This is a genomic window from Polaromonas sp. P1_F8 (genome assembly GCF_056405635.1).
In genome coordinates this window covers 42,011-62,959 of record NZ_JBFUBS010000005.1, presented here as the reverse complement: position 1 = coordinate 62,959, position 20,949 = coordinate 42,011, and the positions used below count along the sequence as shown (strand labels likewise).

The 20,949-nt window shown below is 58.2% G+C and carries 20 protein-coding genes; 12 read left to right on the top strand and 8 right to left on the bottom strand.

Annotated features, from left to right (window positions below):
- The first annotated feature begins 107 nt into the window (after positions 1-107).
- The 6 genes from AC1D1J_RS17510 to AC1D1J_RS17485 all read left to right on the top strand — a co-directional run bounded on the left by AC1D1J_RS17510 (position 108) and on the right by AC1D1J_RS17485 (position 5,697).
- A complete protein-coding gene (locus tag AC1D1J_RS17510; protein ID WP_457279770.1) occupies positions 108-1,298 on the top strand; it encodes an aminotransferase-like domain-containing protein in 1,191 nt (396 codons plus the stop codon).
- Positions 1,295-2,632 (top strand): S41 family peptidase, encoded by a 1,338-nt coding sequence (locus tag AC1D1J_RS17505; RefSeq protein ID WP_477695406.1) that lies wholly within the window; start codon positions 1,295-1,297, stop codon positions 2,630-2,632. Before AC1D1J_RS17510 ends, AC1D1J_RS17505 begins: the two co-directional genes overlap by 4 nt.
- A gap of 97 nt (positions 2,633-2,729) precedes the next feature.
- The gene (locus tag AC1D1J_RS17500) at positions 2,730-3,317 is read left to right on the top strand and encodes a hypothetical protein (protein ID WP_477686906.1); all 588 of its coding nucleotides are present in this window, start codon (positions 2,730-2,732) and stop codon (positions 3,315-3,317) included.
- Positions 3,318-3,382: 65 nt separating this feature from the next.
- Positions 3,383-3,871 (top strand): hypothetical protein, encoded by a 489-nt coding sequence (locus tag AC1D1J_RS17495; protein WP_477695405.1) that lies wholly within the window; start codon positions 3,383-3,385, stop codon positions 3,869-3,871.
- 24 nt (positions 3,872-3,895) lie between these two features.
- On the top strand, positions 3,896-5,158 hold the full coding sequence (locus AC1D1J_RS17490; protein WP_477695404.1) for an MFS transporter: 1,263 nt from the start codon (positions 3,896-3,898) through the stop codon (positions 5,156-5,158).
- A gap of 32 nt (positions 5,159-5,190) precedes the next feature.
- On the top strand, positions 5,191-5,697 hold the full coding sequence (locus AC1D1J_RS17485; protein ID WP_477695403.1) for a hypothetical protein: 507 nt from the start codon (positions 5,191-5,193) through the stop codon (positions 5,695-5,697).
- A 26-nt stretch (positions 5,698-5,723) separates the two neighbouring features.
- Here the strand turns inward: AC1D1J_RS17485 and AC1D1J_RS17480 are convergent, their stop codons facing one another.
- Positions 5,724-5,867, bottom strand: a complete 144-nt coding sequence (locus AC1D1J_RS17480) for a hypothetical protein (RefSeq protein ID WP_477695402.1) — start codon at positions 5,865-5,867, stop codon at positions 5,724-5,726.
- Positions 5,868-6,119: 252 nt separating this feature from the next.
- Here AC1D1J_RS17480 and AC1D1J_RS17475 point away from each other — a divergent pair, with 252 nt between their 5' ends.
- The 3 genes from AC1D1J_RS17475 to AC1D1J_RS17465 are packed head-to-tail and all read left to right on the top strand — an operon-like array spanning position 6,120 to position 11,107.
- Positions 6,120-9,449 carry a hypothetical protein gene (locus AC1D1J_RS17475; protein ID WP_477695401.1) on the top strand — a complete coding sequence of 1,110 codons (3,330 nt, stop codon included), beginning with the start codon at positions 6,120-6,122 and terminating at the stop codon, positions 9,447-9,449.
- Positions 9,424-9,897, top strand: coding sequence for a PleD family two-component system response regulator (locus tag AC1D1J_RS17470; protein ID WP_477695400.1), 474 nt, complete (start codon positions 9,424-9,426; stop codon positions 9,895-9,897). The genes AC1D1J_RS17475 and AC1D1J_RS17470 overlap by 26 nt, the downstream gene beginning before the upstream one ends.
- Entirely contained in the window at positions 9,878-11,107 is a 1,230-nt protein-coding gene (locus AC1D1J_RS17465) for a response regulator (RefSeq protein ID WP_477695399.1), read from the top strand. Before AC1D1J_RS17470 ends, AC1D1J_RS17465 begins: the two co-directional genes overlap by 20 nt.
- A gap of 48 nt (positions 11,108-11,155) precedes the next feature.
- On the opposite strand, the gene AC1D1J_RS17460 is transcribed toward AC1D1J_RS17465, so the two are convergent.
- The 4 genes from AC1D1J_RS17460 to msrB form a co-directional block, all read right to left on the bottom strand.
- Positions 11,156-12,220, bottom strand: a complete 1,065-nt coding sequence (locus AC1D1J_RS17460; protein WP_477695398.1) for a Vgb family protein — start codon at positions 12,218-12,220, stop codon at positions 11,156-11,158.
- Between the two features lie 105 nt (positions 12,221-12,325).
- The gene (locus AC1D1J_RS17455) at positions 12,326-12,559 is read right to left on the bottom strand and encodes a DUF3606 domain-containing protein (RefSeq protein ID WP_477695397.1); all 234 of its coding nucleotides are present in this window, start codon (positions 12,557-12,559) and stop codon (positions 12,326-12,328) included.
- Between the two features lie 178 nt (positions 12,560-12,737).
- Entirely contained in the window at positions 12,738-13,454 is a 717-nt protein-coding gene (msrA, locus tag AC1D1J_RS17450) for a peptide-methionine (S)-S-oxide reductase MsrA (protein ID WP_477695396.1), read from the bottom strand.
- Between the two features lie 2 nt (positions 13,455-13,456).
- The gene (gene msrB / locus AC1D1J_RS17445) at positions 13,457-13,954 is read right to left on the bottom strand and encodes a peptide-methionine (R)-S-oxide reductase MsrB (RefSeq protein ID WP_477695395.1); all 498 of its coding nucleotides are present in this window, start codon (positions 13,952-13,954) and stop codon (positions 13,457-13,459) included.
- Positions 13,955-14,482: 528 nt separating this feature from the next.
- Here msrB and AC1D1J_RS17440 point away from each other — a divergent pair.
- Entirely contained in the window at positions 14,483-16,936 is a 2,454-nt protein-coding gene (locus AC1D1J_RS17440) for a penicillin-binding protein 1A (RefSeq protein ID WP_477695394.1), read from the top strand.
- A 109-nt stretch (positions 16,937-17,045) separates the two neighbouring features.
- Here the strand turns inward: AC1D1J_RS17440 and AC1D1J_RS17435 are convergent, their stop codons facing one another.
- Together AC1D1J_RS17435 and AC1D1J_RS17430 are read right to left on the bottom strand one after the other, a co-directional pair.
- Positions 17,046-18,140 carry an ROK family protein gene (locus tag AC1D1J_RS17435; protein ID WP_477695393.1) on the bottom strand — a complete coding sequence of 365 codons (1,095 nt, stop codon included), beginning with the start codon at positions 18,138-18,140 and terminating at the stop codon, positions 17,046-17,048.
- 177 nt (positions 18,141-18,317) lie between these two features.
- Positions 18,318-18,530, bottom strand: a complete 213-nt coding sequence (locus AC1D1J_RS17430) for a CsbD family protein (protein WP_477695392.1) — start codon at positions 18,528-18,530, stop codon at positions 18,318-18,320.
- Positions 18,531-18,786: 256 nt separating this feature from the next.
- Here AC1D1J_RS17430 and AC1D1J_RS17425 point away from each other — a divergent pair, with 256 nt between their 5' ends.
- Together AC1D1J_RS17425 and AC1D1J_RS17420 are read left to right on the top strand one after the other, a co-directional pair.
- Positions 18,787-19,236, top strand: a complete 450-nt coding sequence (locus tag AC1D1J_RS17425) for a surface-adhesin E family protein (RefSeq protein WP_477695391.1) — start codon at positions 18,787-18,789, stop codon at positions 19,234-19,236.
- A 117-nt stretch (positions 19,237-19,353) separates the two neighbouring features.
- Positions 19,354-20,004, top strand: a complete 651-nt coding sequence (locus AC1D1J_RS17420; RefSeq protein ID WP_477686605.1) for an FHA domain-containing protein — start codon at positions 19,354-19,356, stop codon at positions 20,002-20,004.
- 26 nt (positions 20,005-20,030) lie between these two features.
- On the opposite strand, the gene AC1D1J_RS17415 is transcribed toward AC1D1J_RS17420, so the two are convergent.
- Positions 20,031-20,801, bottom strand: coding sequence for a PDDEXK family nuclease (locus AC1D1J_RS17415; RefSeq protein WP_477695390.1), 771 nt, complete (start codon positions 20,799-20,801; stop codon positions 20,031-20,033).
- Between the last annotated feature and the right edge of the window lie 148 nt (positions 20,802-20,949).

Genomic DNA, 20,949 nt, shown 5'->3' with positions numbered 1-20,949 from the left:
ACTCTGTCAACTTCCCTGCGACTGCAGGGCAACCGGCGGCCCAGGCCGCAGGAAACCTGCGCGCAAATTGGCGACAATACAAAACAGAAAGCGAGACCCCCATGCCACTGCAATTTGCCGACCGCCTCAACAACGTTGAAACCTCCGCCATCCGCGAACTCTTCAAACTGCTGGGCAAGCCCGGCATTGTCAGCTTTGCCGGCGGCTTTCCGGACCCCGCCATGTTCGACGTGGCCGGCATCCAGGAGGCCAGCAACAAGGCCCTGAACGAAGAACCCGGCGGCACGCTGCAATACGGCGCCACCGAAGGCTACGGCCCGCTGCGCGAACAGCTCGCCGCCTTTATGGCCACCAAGGGCGCCAAAGACGTCGCCCCCGAAAACCTCATCGTCACCACCGGCAGCCAGCAGGCGCTTGATCTGCTCGGCAAAACCATGATCTCCCCCGGCGACAAGGTCATCGTCGAAGGCCCCACCTTCCTCGCCACCATTCAGTGCTTTCGCCTCTACGGCGCAGAGCTCATCAGCGCCCCGATTGACGCCCACGGCGTCAAAACCGACGAGCTCGAACAACTCATTGCCCAGCACAAGCCCAAGTTCGTCTACCTGATTCCCACCTTCGGCAACCCCAGCGGCGCGCTGCTCAGCCTCGAGCGCCGCAAGAAGGTGCTCGAGATGGCCGTCAAATACCAGACGCTGATCGTCGAAGACGACCCCTACGGCGACCTCTACTTCGGCGAGGCACCACCACCCTCACTGCTGGCCCTGAGCGCCGGCGTGCCCGGCAGCCGCGAGCTGCTGGCCCACTGCGGCTCACTCAGCAAGGTGCTGAGCCCCGGCCTCCGCGTAGGCTGGATGATCGCCCCCGCCGAACTGCTGGCCAAGGCCACCATGTGCAAACAGTTCAGCGACGCTCACACCAGCACCTTCGCCCAGGCAACCGCCGCGCAATACCTCAAGGCCGGCCGCATGCCCGCCACGCTGACTCATGTGCGCAAGGTCTACGGCGAGCGCGCCAACGCCATGGGCGCAGCGCTCAAGCGCGAGCTCGGCGACGCCATTGAATTCACCCAGCCGCAAGGCGGCTTGTTTTTCTGGGCCCGCCTGACAGGCGCGGGCGGCAAAAGCAAAGACGCCGGCGAGTTCGCCAAGAAAGCGATTGAGCAACTCGTGGCCTTTGTGCCCGGCGCACCGTTCTACGCCAGCAACCCGGACCTGGCCACGCTGCGGCTGAGCTTTGCCACCGCGGATGTGGCGAAGATTGAAGAGGGTGTGGGGCGGCTGGGCAAGGCCTTGTGATAAAGCGCCAACAAGCAGCCGGACTGCTGGCTACCCTGGCGTTGCTGGTGGCTGCGCCCGCGCAGGCCCAGCCGGTAATACGCAATACGGTGGAGGTGGCTGAGCTGATACTGGTCATGCATCGCGAGCCGCTGGCGGTGTACAGCTATGCGCAGCTGTACGAAGCCTGCACCCAAAAAAAACCATCACCAGAATTCAACGTCGTACCCAATGACCCGGGCCAGCTCCACCGTGTAATTCTGGAGTTGGCCACCGAGTGGCAGCTGGTGCCCGAGGCCGAGGCTAACGAGCTGGCCTTGCAATGCAAACGCCGCATGATGAAGCTTATGGGGCCGCGTGGCCGCTATTACACCCCGGTGGAAGCCAAAGAGTGGAACACGGGAAGCGCTTTCGATCCTGGGCTGATCCTGGCTCGCCTTGATGGCCAGTGGGTGGTGCGGGAGGCGATTGCGAGCAGCCCTGCAGCAGCGGCGGGCTTGCAGCCCGGCGACGTGCTTGTCAGCCTCGACGGCCTGCCTCTTGCGGGCATGGGCGCCAGCGAGCTTTTTGGATTGCTGCGCCACCCTGCAGCGATGCCGGTGCAACTGGTTTCGCAGCGCCCGGGTGAACCATCTCAAAGCCGCAGCATCGCCCGCGCGCCAACGGTTCAGGACCAGACCGTTGTGGTGGGGCAGGCCCCTGGTCACTTCTACATTCGCCTGGCGGGGTTTTTTGAAGACACGCCGGTCCGTCTCATGAAAGGCTTGCGCGGGCAGCCCACTGACAGCAGCGGGGTTCGCGTTCTGGATTTGCGGGGCAACCCTGGCGGCAGGCTGGTGAATGTTCAGTGGGTGCTTGCCTTGCTGGGCAAGCACAGCAAGGCGGGCGCCTGGCATGCCGTGCAGCACCGCCCCGGCAGCGATCTTGCCCGGCCTTTTTCGGCCACTGAAAGCATGAATGCGGTCAAGGGCCTGGACTCCACCGGCGTGATTGAGTTACGTGAGTGGCTGGTCTCCGGAAAGTGGGTGGTGCTGGTCGATGGAGAAACCGGCAGCGGCGCCGCCTGGCTGGCCAGTGCCTTGCGCGAACTCAATGGCGCGGTGCTGGTGGGGCAGCCGCCCGACGCGTCCGACTTTGGTATCGACGTGCTGGAACGCGTGAAAGAGGGCCGTGGCACGGCCGGCATCCGTTATGAGATCGGCTTGCTGGGTTTGCCGTCGGGCAAGGCGCTTGCGCCTGACAATGCCCAGCCTGACATCGTGTTGCCGCGCACCGCCATTAAACCGTTTCCCAAAAGCGTCGCCGACTGGCTGCAAGACCCGGTGTATCTTCAGATTCAGGCGCAGATGAAATAGCCTGCCCGGGCAAGCTCACACAAACAAATGACCACCGTTCGCTGAGCTGCTACGCAAACTCATTTATTTCAACCCGTTCTTTTTTTCGAAAGCTTTTATGCGCCTCGTCCGCCTTGTCCTGCCCGTTTGCGTGGCCCTTTTTCTCGCCGCTTGCGGCGCCACTTCCGCTGTAAAACTTTCACCCAAACTGGCGGTGCAGGCGCCTGAGACCACCGGTTTCCGGTTTGTCGATGACCGTGCCGCTGAAACGCGTGTCTCCAGGGCTGTAGACAACAATGGCGGCTTCAACAACTATTTTGGTGACGACAACCTCTCGCCGGACGCACCCGCACTCATGAAGGCCTGGCTGCACAACAACCTGGCAGCCGAACTCCAGGGAAGGAAGATCACCCTGAGCGAGTTTGTCGTCAACGTGTACGCTCCCCCTGTCACGTTGAACCAGGCTGGCCTTGCAGCGGCTGGCGGCGGCATATTCACGGCTTTGCTGATCAAGGGCATTGAAAGCTCAAGAAGCGAAAAAGTCGTGCACATCAGCATCCAGGGCATGGTCGATGCAGAGCCATTCTTCGCCATCGGCTCTGAGCGATTCCAGGGCCGGGTCTCAGATGACAATGTGCAGACCACACTGGTCGCCACGCTGGACAAAGTGGTGACCGACGTTCGCCGCGCGGCCGCCGTCAAATAGCAGTTGGAGGCCATGGGTTGAGCGAAGTGGCCTGGATAGATTAGAAAAAGGAAAAGAGGGAGCTTATGAACGAAGACCAGCAGGACCCTTTGGCAAACCCCGGGCCAACAGGCGGCGGTATGAATGGAAACGCTTACCCCGCGCCACCCCAATTGCATTGGGCCCTGGTGCTGCTGTTTACGCTCCTCACGCTTGGGGTCTTCATGATCGTCTGGATGTTCGTCCAATCCACCTGGGTGCGAAAAATCAATCCGGCGTCGAATGCGACGACCCAATTCGTCATTTATGTCCCACTGGCCATCTTTGCCCAGATACTGTTTGAAGGCTCAGACAACCTCAAGGGGGTTGGCTTTCTTTTGATGCTCGTGTCGTATGTGATCTTCTATTTCGGGGCTTATTCCATCCGCAGGTCCATGCTGAACCACTACAACAGCATTGAACCCATGCAGCTTGAGCTTTCAGCGGCCATGACTTTCCTCTTCAGCACCTTCTATTTGCAGTACCACATGACCCGTATTGCGCAATGGAAATCTGCTTCCAAGTTGGCCATATAGCAGCTGCCGGGCCTGTTTACCTTCATGACTCCTGCCGCCGCGCACAGCGCTACCCACGCCAGCATTTCCCCCGCCGTCCGGCGCTCCATCCTTCTTCTTTCCTTCGGCACCTTCGCCAGCATGATGGCCCAGCGCATTTGCGACGCCATGCTGCCCGAGCTTTCGCGCGTGTTTGCCGTCAGCCTGGCCCAGGCCGCGCAGGTCGTGTCGATATTTGCCATGACGTATGGCGCGTCGCAGCTTTTTTACGGACCGCTGGGCGACAGGCTGGGCAAGTTTCGTGTGGTCACCTTTGCCACGCTGGGCTGCAGCGTTGGCAGCCTGCTGGCCGTGTTTGCGCACAGCCTTGATGCGCTGCTGTTTGCCCGATTGCTGATGGCGCTGGGCGCAGCGGCGCTGATTCCGCTGGGCATGGCCTGGGTGGGCGACAACGTGCCCGCCGACCAGCTGCAGGAAATGCTCACACGCACCGGCTTGGGCAGCACGCTGGGCATTGTGTGCGGCCAGCTGATTGGCGGCCTGCTGACCGATGCGCTTGGCTGGCGCTGGTCCTTTGTTTTCATGACGGTGCTGTTTACCGTGGTCGGTACGCTGATGTACCTTGACCTGCGCCGCCAGAATGCCGCGCAGCGCGCCGAGGGCAAAGACCCCGCCGCCGCACCCCGCCAGCCCGTGCAGCGCACCCATTTCGTAACCCAAGCGCTGGAAATCATTACCGGCCGCTGGTCACGCGTCGTGCTGATCATGGCGGTGATAGAGGGCGCCGCCGGCTTTGGCGTGCTGGCCATCTGGGCTTCGCACCTGCACCATGCCCTGGGCTTGTCGCTCTCGGTGTCAGGCGCCATCGTGGCGCTGTTCGGACTGGGCGGCGTCGGCTACATGGCCGCAGGCCGCCCGCTGATACGCCGCTTCGGCCAGCACGGCCTGGTGATTCTGGGTGGCGCGATGATCGGCGTCAGCGCCCTGGTGCTGGCCTACACCCCGCACTGGGCCCCGGCCATTCCGGCCAGCCTGGTGGGCGGGTTTGGTTTTTTCATGTTCCACAACGTCATGCAGGCCAACGCAACGCAGATGGCACCGCACGCGCGTGGCACGGCCGTCTCGATGTTTGCTTCTTTCCTGTTCCTGGGCCAGTCCATCGGCGTGGTGCTGGCTGCAAGTTTGATCGCCCGCATTGGGAGCAGCGCAGTGGTGGCGTTGGGCGGGGCGGTGATGGCGGTGGAGGGGGTTTACTTTGCCTGGGTGCTGAAAAGGCGAGACAGCAAGTCATCTTTGCAAGTTCAATAGACTCTGGAGAATTTCAATTGAAAGTATCGAATATGACCCACTCGTTTTTCAGTGCTGGAATCATCACACTCATGGTGCTCGGTTTTACCCCCGCGGCTCATGCGCAATTTGGGGCTGCTTCAGGAAACTATGAGAACGATCTCTCCCAGTTGTTTGGCGCGGCTCAAACGTTGGGAGTCATCAAAGACCTGTGCGCCGAAGAATTTCCGGAACACAAGGCCAAAAATGAAGCCGCTTTCGCCGCTTGGCGGGCAAAGTCGGCGCCCCTTCTGCAAGAAATGGAAGGCAATATGTCGGCCATGATTGAGCGGGAGACCAAAGGTGATCAGGCAAAGGCCGATGCGTTTCGTGCGCTACTCGATCAAAAGCTTGTTGCCTTCAAGGCCAAACAAAGGCGCACCATGTTTTCGAGCGATCCCGCGCGGGCCCGAGAGCGTTGCGCTGCCTATCCCGCACTTATTGGTTCTCCAGCCTGGGACTTTGAGAAATCCATGGCAGGGCAGGTTGCCACCATGCGCAAGGGCCCGGTGAAGCCTTAGTTGGCGGGCCAAGAAGGCGGTATGGGCTAAATCGCCATCGCCGCCATGCGGGCCAACGCGACGCAGATGGCGCTCCATGCGCGCGGCACGGCCGTCTCGATGTTTGCTTCTTTCCTGTTCCTGGGGTAGTCCATCGGTGTGGTGCTGGCTGCCAGTTTGATTGACCGCATTGGGAGCAGTGCGGGTGGTGGCGCTGGGTGGGGCGGTGATGGCGGTGGAGGGGGTTTACTTTGCCTGGGTGTTGAGGCTGCGAAAGGCCGGCGTAGACCGAGTTTAGGTATTTGTGCCGTTGCGTTCAACGTGAGTTTGAATAACGATGCATACGTAAGAGGCACTAGTTCTGCGCACCAGACATAACATGCAAGTTAGGTCGTATATTTGACTTGCTTGATTTCTATTTAACGTCGATGGCAGGTTGTCTAATGAAACTAATTCGTCGGCGAACTAATGCCGCACTTTCGGATCCCTACAACACATTGGCTAATCCTATTGCTGCCAGTGTTTTGACGCAGGATCAATACATAAAAGTTGTTGCTACTTTCATTTCGTTTGAGAAAGAGTCCCAGTTCGAGGGGAGATTTCGAACGCTGTTTGAGAAGTCCCGTTTTAGAGGTGTATTCAATAGTGAAGCAGAACGCATAGAGGATTTCCTAGATAAAAAGATTGTTCGAGCAACCATTTCCGCGGACCGTGCCGTCGCTATATATCGTGGGATCATTTTTGGTAATCGAGAAAAAATCACATCCTTCTACGCGCATAGGCGTGAATATGAGCGAGCTTTTTTGCTCGGTGATTTTTCTGCAGCAGAAGCTTTCGCTGAGAAAGTAAAAAGCTCCTGCGGCGAGTCACTTTGGTATGTAAGGTCGAAGATGGTTCTTCTCTCGAAACAGGGGAGATTGGATGAAATGGAAAAGTTCGCGGCTGAATGTAAGGCGCGCACTGATTCAGGCTTCATTACCATGGTGTTTAGCTGGTATTTACTTTTGGCAAGTGATCCACTTCTTCACCTTCGCAAGATAGTTACATCCACGGTGGAGGAACTGGCGGAAGGTCAACAGCAAGATTGGTCAGAACTTTTCTCGTTGATGTTCATTCCGACATCAATGAGTTCAATCAGCCGCGGTTTGTCCTGCCTAACATTAATTCAGACGCTGCCCGTAGTGGATCAGGTGTGCCTTCTTGAGGCTTTGATTGCGGAGCTAAGAGCGTCAGGTGAGGAGATTCCAGAGGCAATGAGTCTTCTGCAATCGGAGTTGAGAAGGCTAAATCTTCCAATCGGAATGGCAACTCTTCAGGCATCAGTTCAGCATGAAGAGAGAGTTCTGGCCGAATTGATTACCTTCTATGAGTTAGAAAATTATGGCGATATGTTTCAGCTCTTCAGCGAGAATTTCGGCGGATCTGGAGTGCTGTTCGCCCCGTTGAATTTGCTGGCCAAAGCAAGCGCTTGCGGCGGAGTATGGGCCTTATTAGACCGAAGTTCGCCTCTTGCTCAACTAATTTCCATTCTTGAGCAGATTTACAAATTAGAGTCTCAACCGGGGAAACTGGAGGATGACTATCTTGCTCAAGTTATTACCTTAAACGGCTTCAATAGTTCTGGTCATCTTCAATTAAGTCTATATAAGGCTTTACCGTATCGGCTAACTCGTGAGCGACGAAGTGAGCTGGCCAAATATGCCAGCAATGGAACAGAACAAGGTACTCCTTTGAGTTCCTTGCTGTTGGTTTCAACCGAACCTGCGCTGGATTACGCGTATGCATCTGAAGTGTCGCGGATGCCTGAGCATCGACGTCTAAAGCAAGAGATCAGAAAAACCTGGAAAGAGGCTGAGCCGGCTCACATAGAGAATTTGCTGATTAGGTACTCTGAGCTTTCCCCGCTGAAGAAGGACCATCTTGAGCTCGCAGCCGCGTACTATTTATCCTCCAATGCTTATGATTCTCTAGTGAAATTTGGAGCACGCGCTGTAGCTTCAAATCCACATGCCTACGTTGCGCTGCCGATGGAGGAGATGCTTAGTCAAGTTGAAACCTCTCGCCTGTCAGATATTGAAGCGGTAATCATCTCGTATTTTTATGCGAAGCGTATCGACAAGCGGAAAGAATATGTACTCAATGAAACCTATGAGGAGTTCTTATCAACTCGAGGCATTGATAGACCAATTGCGCTTCTAGAGATGTTGGATATGAACGACGCTCTCTCTGTAGTGTTGCTAAGAGATGTCTCGACATTGGATGCAATGGATTTTCTAGGATGCTTTGAAGACAGTAATGATCTGCGGTCGGAAAGGGTGCGAATTCTCGATTATCTAAAGGATCACGGAGCCATCGATCCCGAAGCACATAGCCAAGAAGTAGATGAAATTGTCGGGCAAGTTGTTATCGATGCAGGAGCTACAGAGTTCAACGAAAGCAAGATTGATGTCAATACGGCGGCCATTAAGCGAAAACTATTAGAGGATGTCTCGTCGTTGCTGCAACTGTATAAATCTTTCAGTAGCGACAGAGAAGAAAAAGTTATCAGAGTCGGCGTGGAAGATTCGGAGGAGGAGACGATTCAAGCTTTGGTCGTTGGAGATCGAAACACCACGTTACTGAGACTGTTGAATCTCATCAGAGATGGCTTTCTAAATGACGAGAAGTATGGACTAGATAAGAACCTCAGCACAGAGATTCGGCATGGATTTTTTTCGAACTTAATCCGTTCTAGACTTGAAGATCGACACCTCATTACAGAAATAGATGATTCGGGAAAATATAAGAGGAACGAGTATTGGCTACAGGCTAACTCCTTGCTCAACGGGGACATTCTTGAAGAGGTAGACGGACACCTGACCTGGTTCTCCACAAGCTTGAATGCACTCATATCCAGGGCTGAAGAATGGATGAAGGTTACATCGGAGGTAAGCGAGTATCCAGATCGAGCATTTCGCTACGCTTTATATATGAGCGAGTTTTCCCAATTTCATCCGATTGCGTCAAAAGCAAATGCAGAAGAATTTGTGGACTTTTGCATTTTGCGGCTGTGGGCTGAAACAGAAGCTGCACTGATTGAAATGCGAGAGCGTTTAAATGTTGATTTCAAGCAAGAAGTGGGGCAACTTTTTGATGAGCTTCTTCAGCGAATCACGGATGCGAAGAAGAACGCCGCAATGCTGGAGTTAATGACAGCAATAGTTCAAGTGCGCAGAGATATACAGGAAGACATCACCACAGCATCTGAGTGGTTCAAGCGAAATGAGGGGGGATTTGATAGTGATCGCTACATGGTCGATATTTTGGATATATCTATTGAATGCTTCTCGCGTGTAAGAGGCATGACGTTAAACGTAGATATACAAGCAGCTGAAACCGCAGCATCAATGAAGCTCGAAGGGCAGCAGGTCAAGGCCTTCATCGTCGTGTTGGTTAACCTGTTTGAAAATTGCTGTCGAAAGAGCGGCTTTGGCGGATCTACTACCGTGCGCATTATTGAGTGCGGGGATAACTTGACTTGGTCTCTTCGAATATGTAATGACCTGTCCCCTGCAAGACTGGCGGAATGCACGCCTGACTATGTGCGGACGCTTGATAAGCGGATGCGATCTTCTAAATCGCTGGGGTTAATGCGTACAGAAGGAGGAAGTGGATTGAGCAAAGTTTTCAATCAGCTTCGCTTAATTAGTGACCGTTTTAATGTGGGGTTATCTATAGTTGGGCAGTCCTTTGAAGTGGAAATCACTTATGAAAAAAAACATCCTATTGGTTGAAGACAACAGGCATAAACGTGAGCGGGTTTTGACTTTTTTGTCGGAATCATGGAGCTCTTGGGTTGTGACAGAGGCTCAATCATTTACCTCAGGGTGCCGATGCGTAGCTTCTGATGAGTATCGTCTTATCCTTATGGATATGAGTTTGCCAACCTACGACAAATCACCGAAGGAATCTGGTGGACGTTTTCGTACTCTTGGGGGGCGTGAGGTTGCTCGTAAGGCGCTGAGAAAAGGTTCTCAAGCGAGAGTGCTTTTTCTAACGCAGTACGACGCTTTTGGCGACGGCCAGACATCTCACACGCTTGAAACGCTAGATATTGAACTGAGTGCTGAGTTTAAAAACCTCTACTTAGGCTTGGTTTATTACAACAGCTCTCAAAGTGCGTGGAAAGAGAAAATATCCAAAGTTTTAGAGGTTCTGGACAGTGAAGATACTAATAGTTGATGATGATGAGAAGCGCAGTGATGGCCTTAAGATTTATCTCGAAGCCTATTTTTCAATTCCAGCAGCCGATATTTTTAAGGCGTTGCATTTCGATGACGCCAAAAAGCTACTTAAGGTCATGTACTTCGATGTGCTCGTCTTAGATGTTGTGCTTCCGAAGAGGCTAAATGCGAAAAGCGACGCAAAGGTAAGTCTTCAACTCATAGAGCAATTGAATAGGAACGCATACTTAAAGAAGCCCGAAAAAATTATTGGTATTACAGGCCATCTTGACGACATCGGAGGATTTCGGCGTGAGTTCGAAAAGAATTGCCTCATTGTCATAGAAGCTCCTTCCAATTCAGATGTTTGGAAACGACAAATTGGGGATTCCCTCTCATATACGGGAGCCTCTAAATTGTCACGTGTCCTCAATGGAGCTAAAGCAACGTTGATTAGTGTTCATGGCATACGGACTTTTGGACAGTGGCAAGTAAGGTTGAGAAATTTGGTGGAAAAAAATACCGATCAGGTAAATTTTCATACGTACAAATTTGGGTACTTCTCAAGTCTACTTTTTCTCATTCCTGTTGTGCGGACGTATCAGGTGAGACGACTGCGTGATCGGCTTAAACCTGCAATTGAGGCGGCGCAGAGTCAAACGTTATTCATTTTTTGCCATAGCTTCGGTACGTATCTTGTCGCTCATGCTTTGAAACAACTCGTTAATTCTGAAGTTCCTTTTCCTCCAACCACACTTGTACTGTCTGGTAGTGTCTTGGAGTCAGGATTTGATTGGCGATTTTTAACTCGAGATACTCGGATCCGAATTGTCAATGACTGTGGCGCGGATGACAAAGTTCTGTGGTTGAGTGAAGCCTTTGTGTATGGCACAGGAATGGCCGGCAGGGATGGATTTCACGGCTTCAATGATCAAACCTTGATGAATAGATACTTCAAGGGCGGACATAGCTTGTACTTTGATGGAGATGAGTTCATGGCTAAGTACTGGATACCGCTAATCACGTTACGCGAGAGCAAATTGACTGAAATCGACGAACGGGAGAATCGCAGTGTCTTAGGTAGCTGGGGAAATAATGCTGTTGGTCTATTGGGGACGGTCAAAGTAGGGTTTTATTGGGGGCTGGCTGCATTGCTCATTTGGCTGGCGATCGGCGGATATCTAAACATATTCCGTACATTGAACAGCCCTCTTTCATTTGTAGGCTGAGCCAAGAGATCAAATTTAGCCCACTTTGTGGCGCAGCTCAATCTACTTTCACGCAGTCTTCACCACCGTCACAAACTCCGTCCCACTCTCAGGCAACCAAACCTCCCCAGGCCTGCCCAATATCTGCCGCACACTCGCCGCAGCACGCGGCATGGTGATCACTTCAAACTTCTCTGTCGCCGGGTCAAAGCGCAAGAGGGCGTTGCTGCTCCACTCTGAGGCCCAGACGATGTCTTTGTGATCCACATACACGGCATAAATATGCGGCTCGGTGCCGGGTGCCTTCCAGGCGCGCCAGCTGTTGGCGCCTGTGCCCAGTGCGGGGTCGTGCATTGTGAGGTTGCCGCTATTCCATTCCGACACCCAGATGCGGCCCCTGCTGTCTGACCAGACGCGGCGGGCGCCCTGGCGTGGGGTGGGTGGCTCGACGATGCGTGATTCGCCTGTCTTGCGGTCGAGCTGCGCGATGAATGAGCCGGCCAGTGAGCACCACCACACGTCGCCTTTGGGTGTGGCGCAGATGCCGTAGGGGCCGCGGCCGCGGGGAGATTCTTTCACGGTGACGGTGCCGCTGCGCACATCGACCTTTCCGACGTAGCCGCTTTGCCCGGTGAACCAGAGGTTGCCGTCGCCGTCGAAAGCGCAGGTGTTGAGGTTGGCGTACGGTGTGCCGGCGGGCAGGGGGAAGACCTTGACTTCACGCGTGGGCCAGGCCACGCGGGCTATTGCGTTTTGCCCGCCGTCGGTCAGCCAGGCTGCGCCGTCGGGCCCGGCAATCACGCCGTGGGGTGATGAGCCATTGCCCAAGGCCACCAGGTCTGACTTGCCGGTGCGTGGGTCAAACCAGCCGAGGTGGCCGCTGCGCTGGGCCGAGAACCACACGCCGCCATCAGGTGCGGGTGCGATGTCGTGAATGCCGGTGAAGGTGCGGGCGTTCAGCGGCCACGATTGCAGGCGGACGGTGCCGGGTGTTTGCGCATGTGTGGCGGCCGGCAAACTCAAACCGGCCAGAGCCGCCAAGCTGGGCAAGGTCGCCAGCGCGGTGCGCCGGGTGACCTGGGTTGGGCCTGATTGTTGAGGAGCGTGGGATGAAGCGGGCGTCTGCAATGCCATGGCAAAACCTCCTGCGCATCTTGCTGCATGCGCTGAACACGGTGAACGGCGGTGAAGGGTGGTATCTCTCTGGCATTTTGGCGGCAATGCGCGCCGCCATCAAGCTCACTTGTCTGTACTCAACTCGCGCACGTGGTCTGCATTGGTGGTGCTGCGGGCGCCCTTGAGGTGCATCTCTACGTTGGTGGCCTTGTCGCCCACGGCGGCTACGGCTTCACGAAGCTGCTCCTGGGTGATGTCCAGCTTCTTGAGCCACTCCGCGGTGGTGGCTTTGTCATTCAGGTTGATGCGCTCAGGCTGTTCACCTGCATGTGATTGGGGTCTATCGGTATTGGTCATGGTCTTTTACTCCTTGCCTGCTAAGGTAAAAGACCACATTAGCGCGCCTGGCCCACCATGTTTGTAGGCCATTGCCGACTTGAGGGGTTTCGGCGAAGGAATAGCGCGCATTGGCGCAAGTCGGGGGTATGGCCTACGCCCTGCGCGACCTATGTTCCCGCCGAACGGGGCGCTTGCCTTACTTGCCGGCCTGCGACACCAGCACGGGCTTTTCGCGGTAGACCTCGGGCATCACGGTCTTCAGGTTGGCAATCTTGGGCAGGTCAAACCTTGCGATGTAAGGCTGGTTCGGGTGCAGGGTGGCGTAGTCCTGGTGGTAGGCCTCCGCGGGGTAAAAGGCGGCCAGCGGCGCGAGCTGCGTGACGATCTTGTTCGGGAAGGCCTTGGCGGCGTCGAGCTGGGCGATGTAGCTTTCGGTCACCTTCTTTTGTTCGGCGTCTTTGTAGAACACGGCAGAACGGTATTGCGTGCCGCTGTCGGGACCCTGGCGGTTGAGCGTGGTGGGGTCGTGCGCCACAGAAAAGTAGATTTGCAGCAGCTTGCCGTAGCTGATCTTTTTTGGGTCGTAGGTGATTTGCACAGCCTCGGCGTGGCCGGTGCGGCCCGAGCCGATCTGCTCGTAGGTGGCGGTGGCTTTCTCACCGCCTGAATAGCCCGAGACGGCATTGAGCACGCCGTCGGTGTGCTGAAACACGGCCTGCACGCCCCAGAAGCAGCCGCCGGCAAACACTGCGGTGGCGGTGCCTGCCTGTGCGGTGGCCGTGGCGTCAACGGCCGGTGCGGGTAGCTTCACGGCTTTTTCTTCCGCGGCGCGGGCGCTAGTGCCCATGCCCCCGCCAATGAATGCCCACGTGGCCAATGCCACAGCGCCCAGTGCGAAAAGGTATTTGTTCATTTTTAGGCTGCCTTGAAGTTAAGGGCCACGCCGTTCATGCAATAGCGCAGTCCGGTGGGTTTGGGGCCGTCGTCAAACACATGGCCCAGGTGCCCGCCGCAGCGGCGGCACAGCACTTCGGTGCGTTTCATGAAAAGGGTGGTGTCGGTTTCTTCGACCACGGCGTTGCTCATGGCCTGCCAGAAGCTGGGCCAGCCGGTGCCGCTGTCAAATTTGGTGGCGGATGAAAACAGCGGCAGGTCGCAACCGGCGCAGCTGAAAACGCCGGCGCGCTTTTCTTTATTGAGCGGGCTGGTGAAGGGCGTTTCAGTGCCGGCCTTGCGCAGCACGCGGTACTGGTCGGGCCGCAGCAGCTTTTGCCACTCGGCCTCGGTGCGGGTGACTTCATAAGCGCGCGCTGCCGCGTGGGCGGGTGCGGACGCCAGCAGCCCGCGCAGGCCGGCGGCCATGGCGGCGGAGAGGGCGCCCAGTTTGAGCAGGGAGTTTCTGCGGGTCATCATGCGTTGGCCTCTTTCGGTGGGTTGTTGTATTGCTTGCCGTGAACAGGCGGCATGAAGGTTGGTCGGCGTGGCGCGGCGTTTCTTACGAGTGACGACGCCGCTGGTGCGAAAGATTGGATGACGCTGTGCCGGTTCAGTTCCGTGCGGCGAAATGGCGGGCAGGCTGAAATTGCTATCAATACAGTAGCTGCTCGCGCCCGTACTTATTGGGCTAAAGGCCGATTTAATGCATAAAAATGGCACTGTGGGCAACGAAATTGGCCCAAAAGCGCTCGCAGGGCCCACAACGGCTGAAAACAGGCAAAAAAGAGGCAAAAACAGACCCAAAATTCCACCAAAACTGCCCCGCATGCCGCTATTAAAACAGTAGCTGCTCGCGCCCGTTTTCACTGGTCTTGAGGCCGATTTGGTACTTGAAAAAGGCCTCCTGCAAGCCGCCGAAGCGGCGTTTCCCCATGGCGCGCGTTTTTCGCAGCGCCGCAGTCCTACAGGCCCGTTTACGCCTCCCATTTAGACTTGCAGGCAATGATGAAACAGCTCCTGACCCAACTTCGCGACTTTGCGGCCACCATTCCTGACCGCTTGCGCCACCCCACCAAACGCGGCGTGCTGCTGACCCTGGCGGCCATTCCGGCGCTGGTGCTGCTGTATGTGCTGATCCTGATTCCGTTCACGCCCAGCATCAACGACCTGCTGAAAGCCAAAACCGCCAAGCCCTCGGTGGTGATGTCGTCTGACGGTCAGGTGCTGGCGGTGTTCAAGCGGGCCAACCGCGACTGGGTGAAGCTCGAAGACATTTCGCCCAGCGTGGTGGACGCGCTGATCGCCACGGAAGACCACCGGTTTTACGACCACCACGGCCTGGACATCAAGCGCACGGTGTCGGCCGTGCTGCACACCGCCGTCGGCAAGACGCAGGGCGGCTCGACCATCACGCAGCAGCTGGCGCGCAACCTCTACCCGGAAGAAATAGGCCGTTCGTTGTCGATCACGCGCAAACTGAAGGAGGCCATCACAGCTTTCAAGATAGAGGCGGTTTATTCCAAAGAGGAAATCCTGGAGAGCTACCTCAACACCGTGCCCTTTTTGTACAACGCCTACGGCATTGAAATGGCGGCGCGCACTTATTTCGACAAATCTGCCAACGAGCTGGACGTGCTGCAAAGCGCCACGCTGGTGGGCATGCTCAAAGGCACGGCCTACTACAACCCCGTGACCAACCCCGAGCGCGCCATGCAGCGCCGCAACACGGTGCTGGCGCAGATGGTCAAGCACGAGAAGCTGCCCGCAGCCCAGCTGGACGCGCTGAAAAAGAAACCGCTGCGCATCGACTTTGAACGCCAGGACGAAGAACTGGGCTCAGCGCCGCACCTGGCACAGCAGCTGCGCCGCTGGCTGATTGAATGGGCCGACCGCAACGACTACAACATTTATGCCGACGGCCTGGTGCTGCGCAGCACCATTGATTCACGCCTGCAGGACATGGCCAACAGGGCCCTGGCGGTGCAGGTAGACCGCTTGCAAAAGACGGTGGCCGGTGACTGGCGCTTTAACTCGGGCTGGAAGGCCAAGAGCGGCGCGCCGCGTGAACTGGCCCTGGCCTTCATACGCGACACCGCCGAATACAAAGCCCTGCGCAGCAAGGGGCAGGCCGACGACCAGGCCATCAAGACGCTGCTGGCGGACGCGGAGTTCATGCAAAACCTGAAGGACGACAAGACGCGACTGCAGGCGGGCTTCATGGCGCTGGACCCAACCAACGGGCAGGTCAGGGCCTGGGTGGGCAGCCGCGACTTTGCGCGCGACCAGTTCGACCACGTGCAGCAGGCGCGCCGCCAGCCGGGCTCGACCTTCAAGCCGTTTGTGTACGGCGCGGCGTTTGAAAACGGCGCCAAGCCGTCCGACGTGTACCTGGACGGTGAGGTGGAAATCCCGCTGGGCAACGGCGCTTTCTGGCGGCCGACCGACGGCGGTGGCCCCAGCGGCGAGATGATGACGCTGCGCCAGGGCCTGATGTTTTCCAAGAACACGATCACCGCACAGGTCATGCACGCGGTGGGCCCGGCCAATGTGGCCAGGCTGGCCAAGGCCATGGGTGTGCGCCAGAGCAAGCTGGAAGAAGTGCCGTCTCTCGCGCTGGGCACCAGCCCTGTCACGCTGAGGGAAATGGTGGCGGCCTACGGCACGCTGGCCAATGACGGCCGTTATATAGAGCCCGTGATCGTCACGCGGGTAGAAGACCGCAACGGCAAGGTGCTGGAAGCGTTTGAGCCCAAGCTGGCCGAAACCGTGATGCCGGCCACCGTGGCGCAGACGCTGCTGGACGTGATGCGCGGCGTGATTGACCAGGGCACGGGCGCCGCCATTCGCAGCCGCTACGGCATACAGGCCGACGTGGCCGGCAAGACCGGCACGACGCAGGGCAACACCGACGGCTGGTTCATCATGATGCATCCGCAGCTGGTGGCCGGCGCGTGGGTGGGCTTTAACGACAACCGCGTGACCATGGCTGACAGCTATGGGCAGGGCGCCCGCAGCGCGCTGCCGATGGTGGGTGAGTTTTTCCAGGGTGCCATCAAGGCGAAAGTGGTGGATGTGAACCTGCGCTTTCCCGCACCCGTGGGTTCTGCCGTGACGGACCAGGAGAGGCAGCGCATCGAGGCCCTGTTCAATGGCGCCGAGCCGCCGCAGGAACGCCAACCAGGCCAGACCGGTGACGGCGGCATGCCCCAGCCCTTGGGGCAGCAAAGCGTACTGGGCGCGCCGTCTACCGACGGCGGCCCGCCGCGCGTGTGGCAGCCGGCGCCGGTGATCAAATACATCACCGTGAACGGGCCTGCCGCAGACGGCACGCCTGCACCCGGTGCGCCGGGCGTGGTGCTTCCACCCGAGCAGCCGCGGCGTGTGCAGCCTGAAGGTACGGTGGAAAGCGTGCCTGTTGTGCCGGGCGTGGTGGTGGGTGCGCCCATCTCACCGCGCTAGCGCGGCGCGGGTGCACGCCAGGTTGCTATTAAATAGATAGCTGCTTGCGCCCGTACTGATTGGGCTTCAGGCTTTTTTCTCTTGAATTATTGCAAGGTGGCGCGCGACGTCAGCGTCTGGCTTTGCGCGTCGCTGCCTGCGGGCCGGTGTTGACAAAGCTGGCGTTGCCCAGCCCGGTGCCCACCGTCAGCACGGCCCAACGCTTCACGCCCTGCATGAAGGGCAGCTCAGACAGGCCCTGCACCACGGCATCGTTGTGCAGCCGCACCTGGGTGGTCCGGCCGTCCTGGCGCGGCAGCAGTTCGCTGAGGTCGTGCGCCAGGTTAAAGCGCGGGCTTTCCCAGTTGCCGGGCAGGTTCTGCGCGCCGGTGGCGATGGAGCCGTCGTCGCAGATCATGCCGGGGCAGGCCACGCCGACAAACGGCGCCAGGGTGATGCCTTTTCTGTCGGCCAGACGCTTGAGTTTTTTCAGCATGGCGGCAATGCCCTGCACCAGGTGTTCGCGGCGGGTCACATCGTCGTCGCCGCGGTGGCCCCACTTTTCCAGGCCCGCCACGCGCACGTCCGACAGGTCGGGCGACTTGTTCAGGCGCGGCCGCACAATGCCGCAGCGCACGTTGGTGCCGCCAATGTCTACCGCCAGGAAACCGCCGTATTGCGACAACAGCTCGGGCGGCGCCAGGTGCACCCAGCCGATCAGTCCGCCTTCGTCGGGGTGGTGGCGCAGCGTCATCAAATGCACGCGGGCGTTTTGCTGGTAGAGCAGTTCGGCCGCGCGGTCGATGGCCAGCTCGCCCACCAGGCTTTGCTGAAAGCCGCCGCCCACCACAATGCGCTGCACGCCGTGCCATGTGGGGTGCGCCAGAAAACGCCGCACCACGCGCACCAGCTGCCAGGCGTAGTCTTCCGATGCTGCGGAAATTACGGCGGCGGCCTTGCCGTCGCGTTGAAGGAGCAGGTCGAGCCGCTTTTTGCTGATGGCGGGCGTGGGCTTGGTGCCCAGCACGTCTTCACCGCTGATGCGTTGAAAAAGCCGGCGCCAGACTTCCAGCATTTCGCTGTAGGCAACGCGGCTGACGGTGTCGCCCAGAAAGCGCTCGCCGTCGTGCAGTTCCAGGCTGTAGCCGTTGATCGTCACGGCAGGCAGCTTCAACTGGCCGTGCAACAGGTCGTCGGGCAGGGAAGCGGAGGTTTTGCGCGGCATGTGGAGGCGTGTTGTGCTGTGGTGAAAGGTTTCATCATGCGGGCGCGGCAGGCCGCCGGCTATCAGCCAACGCGCCTGAACGCGTCAGCCAATGGCTGGTGTGTGCGGCGATTTGCGCGCAAAAAAAACGGCCGGGAAGAGCCGGCCGATGGTGGGTGTGCAGCGTTTTATTGCTGCTTAGCGGCCCAGGGGGTCGCGGTTTTTGTCCAGATCCTTCTGGATGTCTTCTGCGTTCTCACGTGCGTCGCCGGCGGCCTTTTGTGCCTTGCCCTGGAATTCGCGGGCATGGCCCTTGGCCTGCTGTTCGGCATTGCCGACCAGCTTGCCGGTGTGTTCCTGCACTTCACCGGCAACTTCCTTGATCTTGCCTTTGACCTGGTCCTTGTTCATGGGATGTACCTTTCAGAGAGTTGCGCCATGGAAAATTCCATGCAGTTCAAGATAGCCCGCCGGCCCAGACCGCGCCGAAGGCATCGGGCCCATAGCCGTGTGGGTGTGTGCCTACAGGGCCTTTCGACGCACGCCTGCTACGGGTCGGGAAACAGTTGCAACAGAACGTTCGTTGCGTCAGGATTAAACTGGCATTGCAGACAATGGACTGTGCTTTGAAGTGACCGTGCAGTGGAGGAAGGAAGAAAAAAGTCATATGAAGAAATTAGCCATCGTTTTAGGGGCCCTGGTGTCCGGGGCTTCCCTGTGGGGCGCGCCAGCCGCCCCCACCACATGGTTTACCGTGATGGGTGACCCGGCTGACCCGGCCGTCAACACCATTGAGGTAGACCCGACCCCCATTGCCGCCAACGGCGACATGCGGGCCATGCAGGTACGCGTAAGCCGCGCGCTGCAACGCACCAGCTGGGACGGCGTGCCCTACCGTTCGTATGTTTCCACCGTGTTGTTTGACTGCGCAGACAAGAGCGCCAAGTACGTCACGCTGGCGTTTTACGTGCAGCCCCTGTGGAAGGGCGAGCCCCACAAAACTGTGACTTACCCCAACGAAGTGGTGCGTCCCATGGAGTTCCGCGACGTGACGCCCAACCCGACCCAGCGCATCATTCGCGCTGCATGCGAAACCGGCAAAATTACCACCAATTAGCGACCATGTTGCGGCGCTGGCGGGTTGTGCCCCGCTTGTGCCTTTAGGGCGCTCGGGCTACGATGGTTTGTCGCTTACGCATGGGGCTCCGGCGACTATCTTGAAGAAGGGTCTTGCATGCCGCAACTCATTGCAACGGTCGAAGGCGTCGAAATCAAGCATGTGTACCTGACGAACGACCGCACCACGCTGGGCCGCAGGCCCTACAACGACATCATCTTTGACAACCTGGTGGTCAGCGGCGAGCACTGCGTGTTCCTGCTGAAAGGCCTTGCGGACGTGTACCTTGAAGACCTGGGCAGCACCAACGGCACCTACCTCAACGGCCACATGGTCAAGTCGCGTGAGCTGCTGCACGACAACGACATCATCAATATCGGCAACTTCCGCATCCAGTACCTGGCCACCTCGCGGCACGAAGAAGAGGCTCCGCGCGAACATCAAACCACCGCCATGGCGCTGGACGCGCTGGGCCTGCCCGGCACCAGCGGCACGATGCACGCGAGCCTGAAGGTGTTGTCGGGTTCGTCAGCGGGGCTGGAGGTGCCGGTGGTCAAGGCCGTTACCACCTTCGGGCAGCCCGGTGTGGCCGTGGTGTCGATATCGCACCGGCGCGACGGCTACTACGTGGCGCACATGGACGGCGAGAAGCCGCCGACCTGCAACGGCAAACCCATCGGCGTGAAAGCCATTCCGCTGGCCCATCACGACATACTGAACCTGGCCGGAACCGAGATGGAGTTTTTACTCAAGAGCGCCGAGGCCTGAGCGGGCCGGGGGGCGTGCAGGCTCGCTCAGATGGTCGAGTTGCTGATGCTGGTGGTGGGAAAGCCCATGGGCCTGCGTGAACTCCGTGGCCTGTAAGAAGGCGGCTCACCGGCCAGGCGCCAGGCAAAGGCCCGTGCCAGCGCCTTCAGCTTGAGCGTGGACTTCAGATGTAGCGGCGTCATGCCGGTGCGGGTCAGGTCCGATGCGTTGCTGGACACGCGTGACAGGCGGCGCTGCTCCAGCGCTGTGACGGGTTTGCGGGGCATGGCTGAGCGTGGCGTCTTTTTGATCGCCGCCTGCGTGGCAGCAGCACCGGTGAACTTTTCACGCAGCAGCGCGGCATCGGGCCGACGCTGGCTGTCCACAATCCAGTAAGGAATGCCGGCGCGGCCCAGCAGCTCGCGCTTGAAGGCATGCTTGCGGTCAGCCAGCTCGCCGCGCCCCAGCACATCGACGCAGCCCAGTACAGCGCCTTTGCGGTCGGACACCGCGCAGGCAAAGCTCACGGTGCTCAGCAGCGCCTGCCAGTGCGCGTCGCCGCCGCGGCTGTTGGGTTCAATAAAGCCGGTAAAGGGCACCTTGATCAATACATGGTGGTCCGGAAAAATGTCTGCCAGCCAGCGCCACACCGCGAGCTCGTCGCGACTGGTGAGCGGCTTGCGGCGCAGCGCGTGGTTGCGCGCCACCTTCTTGCGGGCCGACACCACATGCGAGAGCCAGCGTTCATAGCCCAGCGCCCCCAGGGCCACGCTGCCCACAAAGATAAAGAAGCCGATCAGAAAAGAGGTGCCGGTCATGGTGCTGTCCTGGTGCTGGTGCTGCGTTGACTTGCCGGGCCGATGCGCTGCCTGTTGTGATGTGGGTGTATGACCCTGAGTGGCTGCGCGGCGCTGGCTGAAAATCCCAGCCGTGTTTATAAGGTACATTTTTCATTTTTCGGCAATA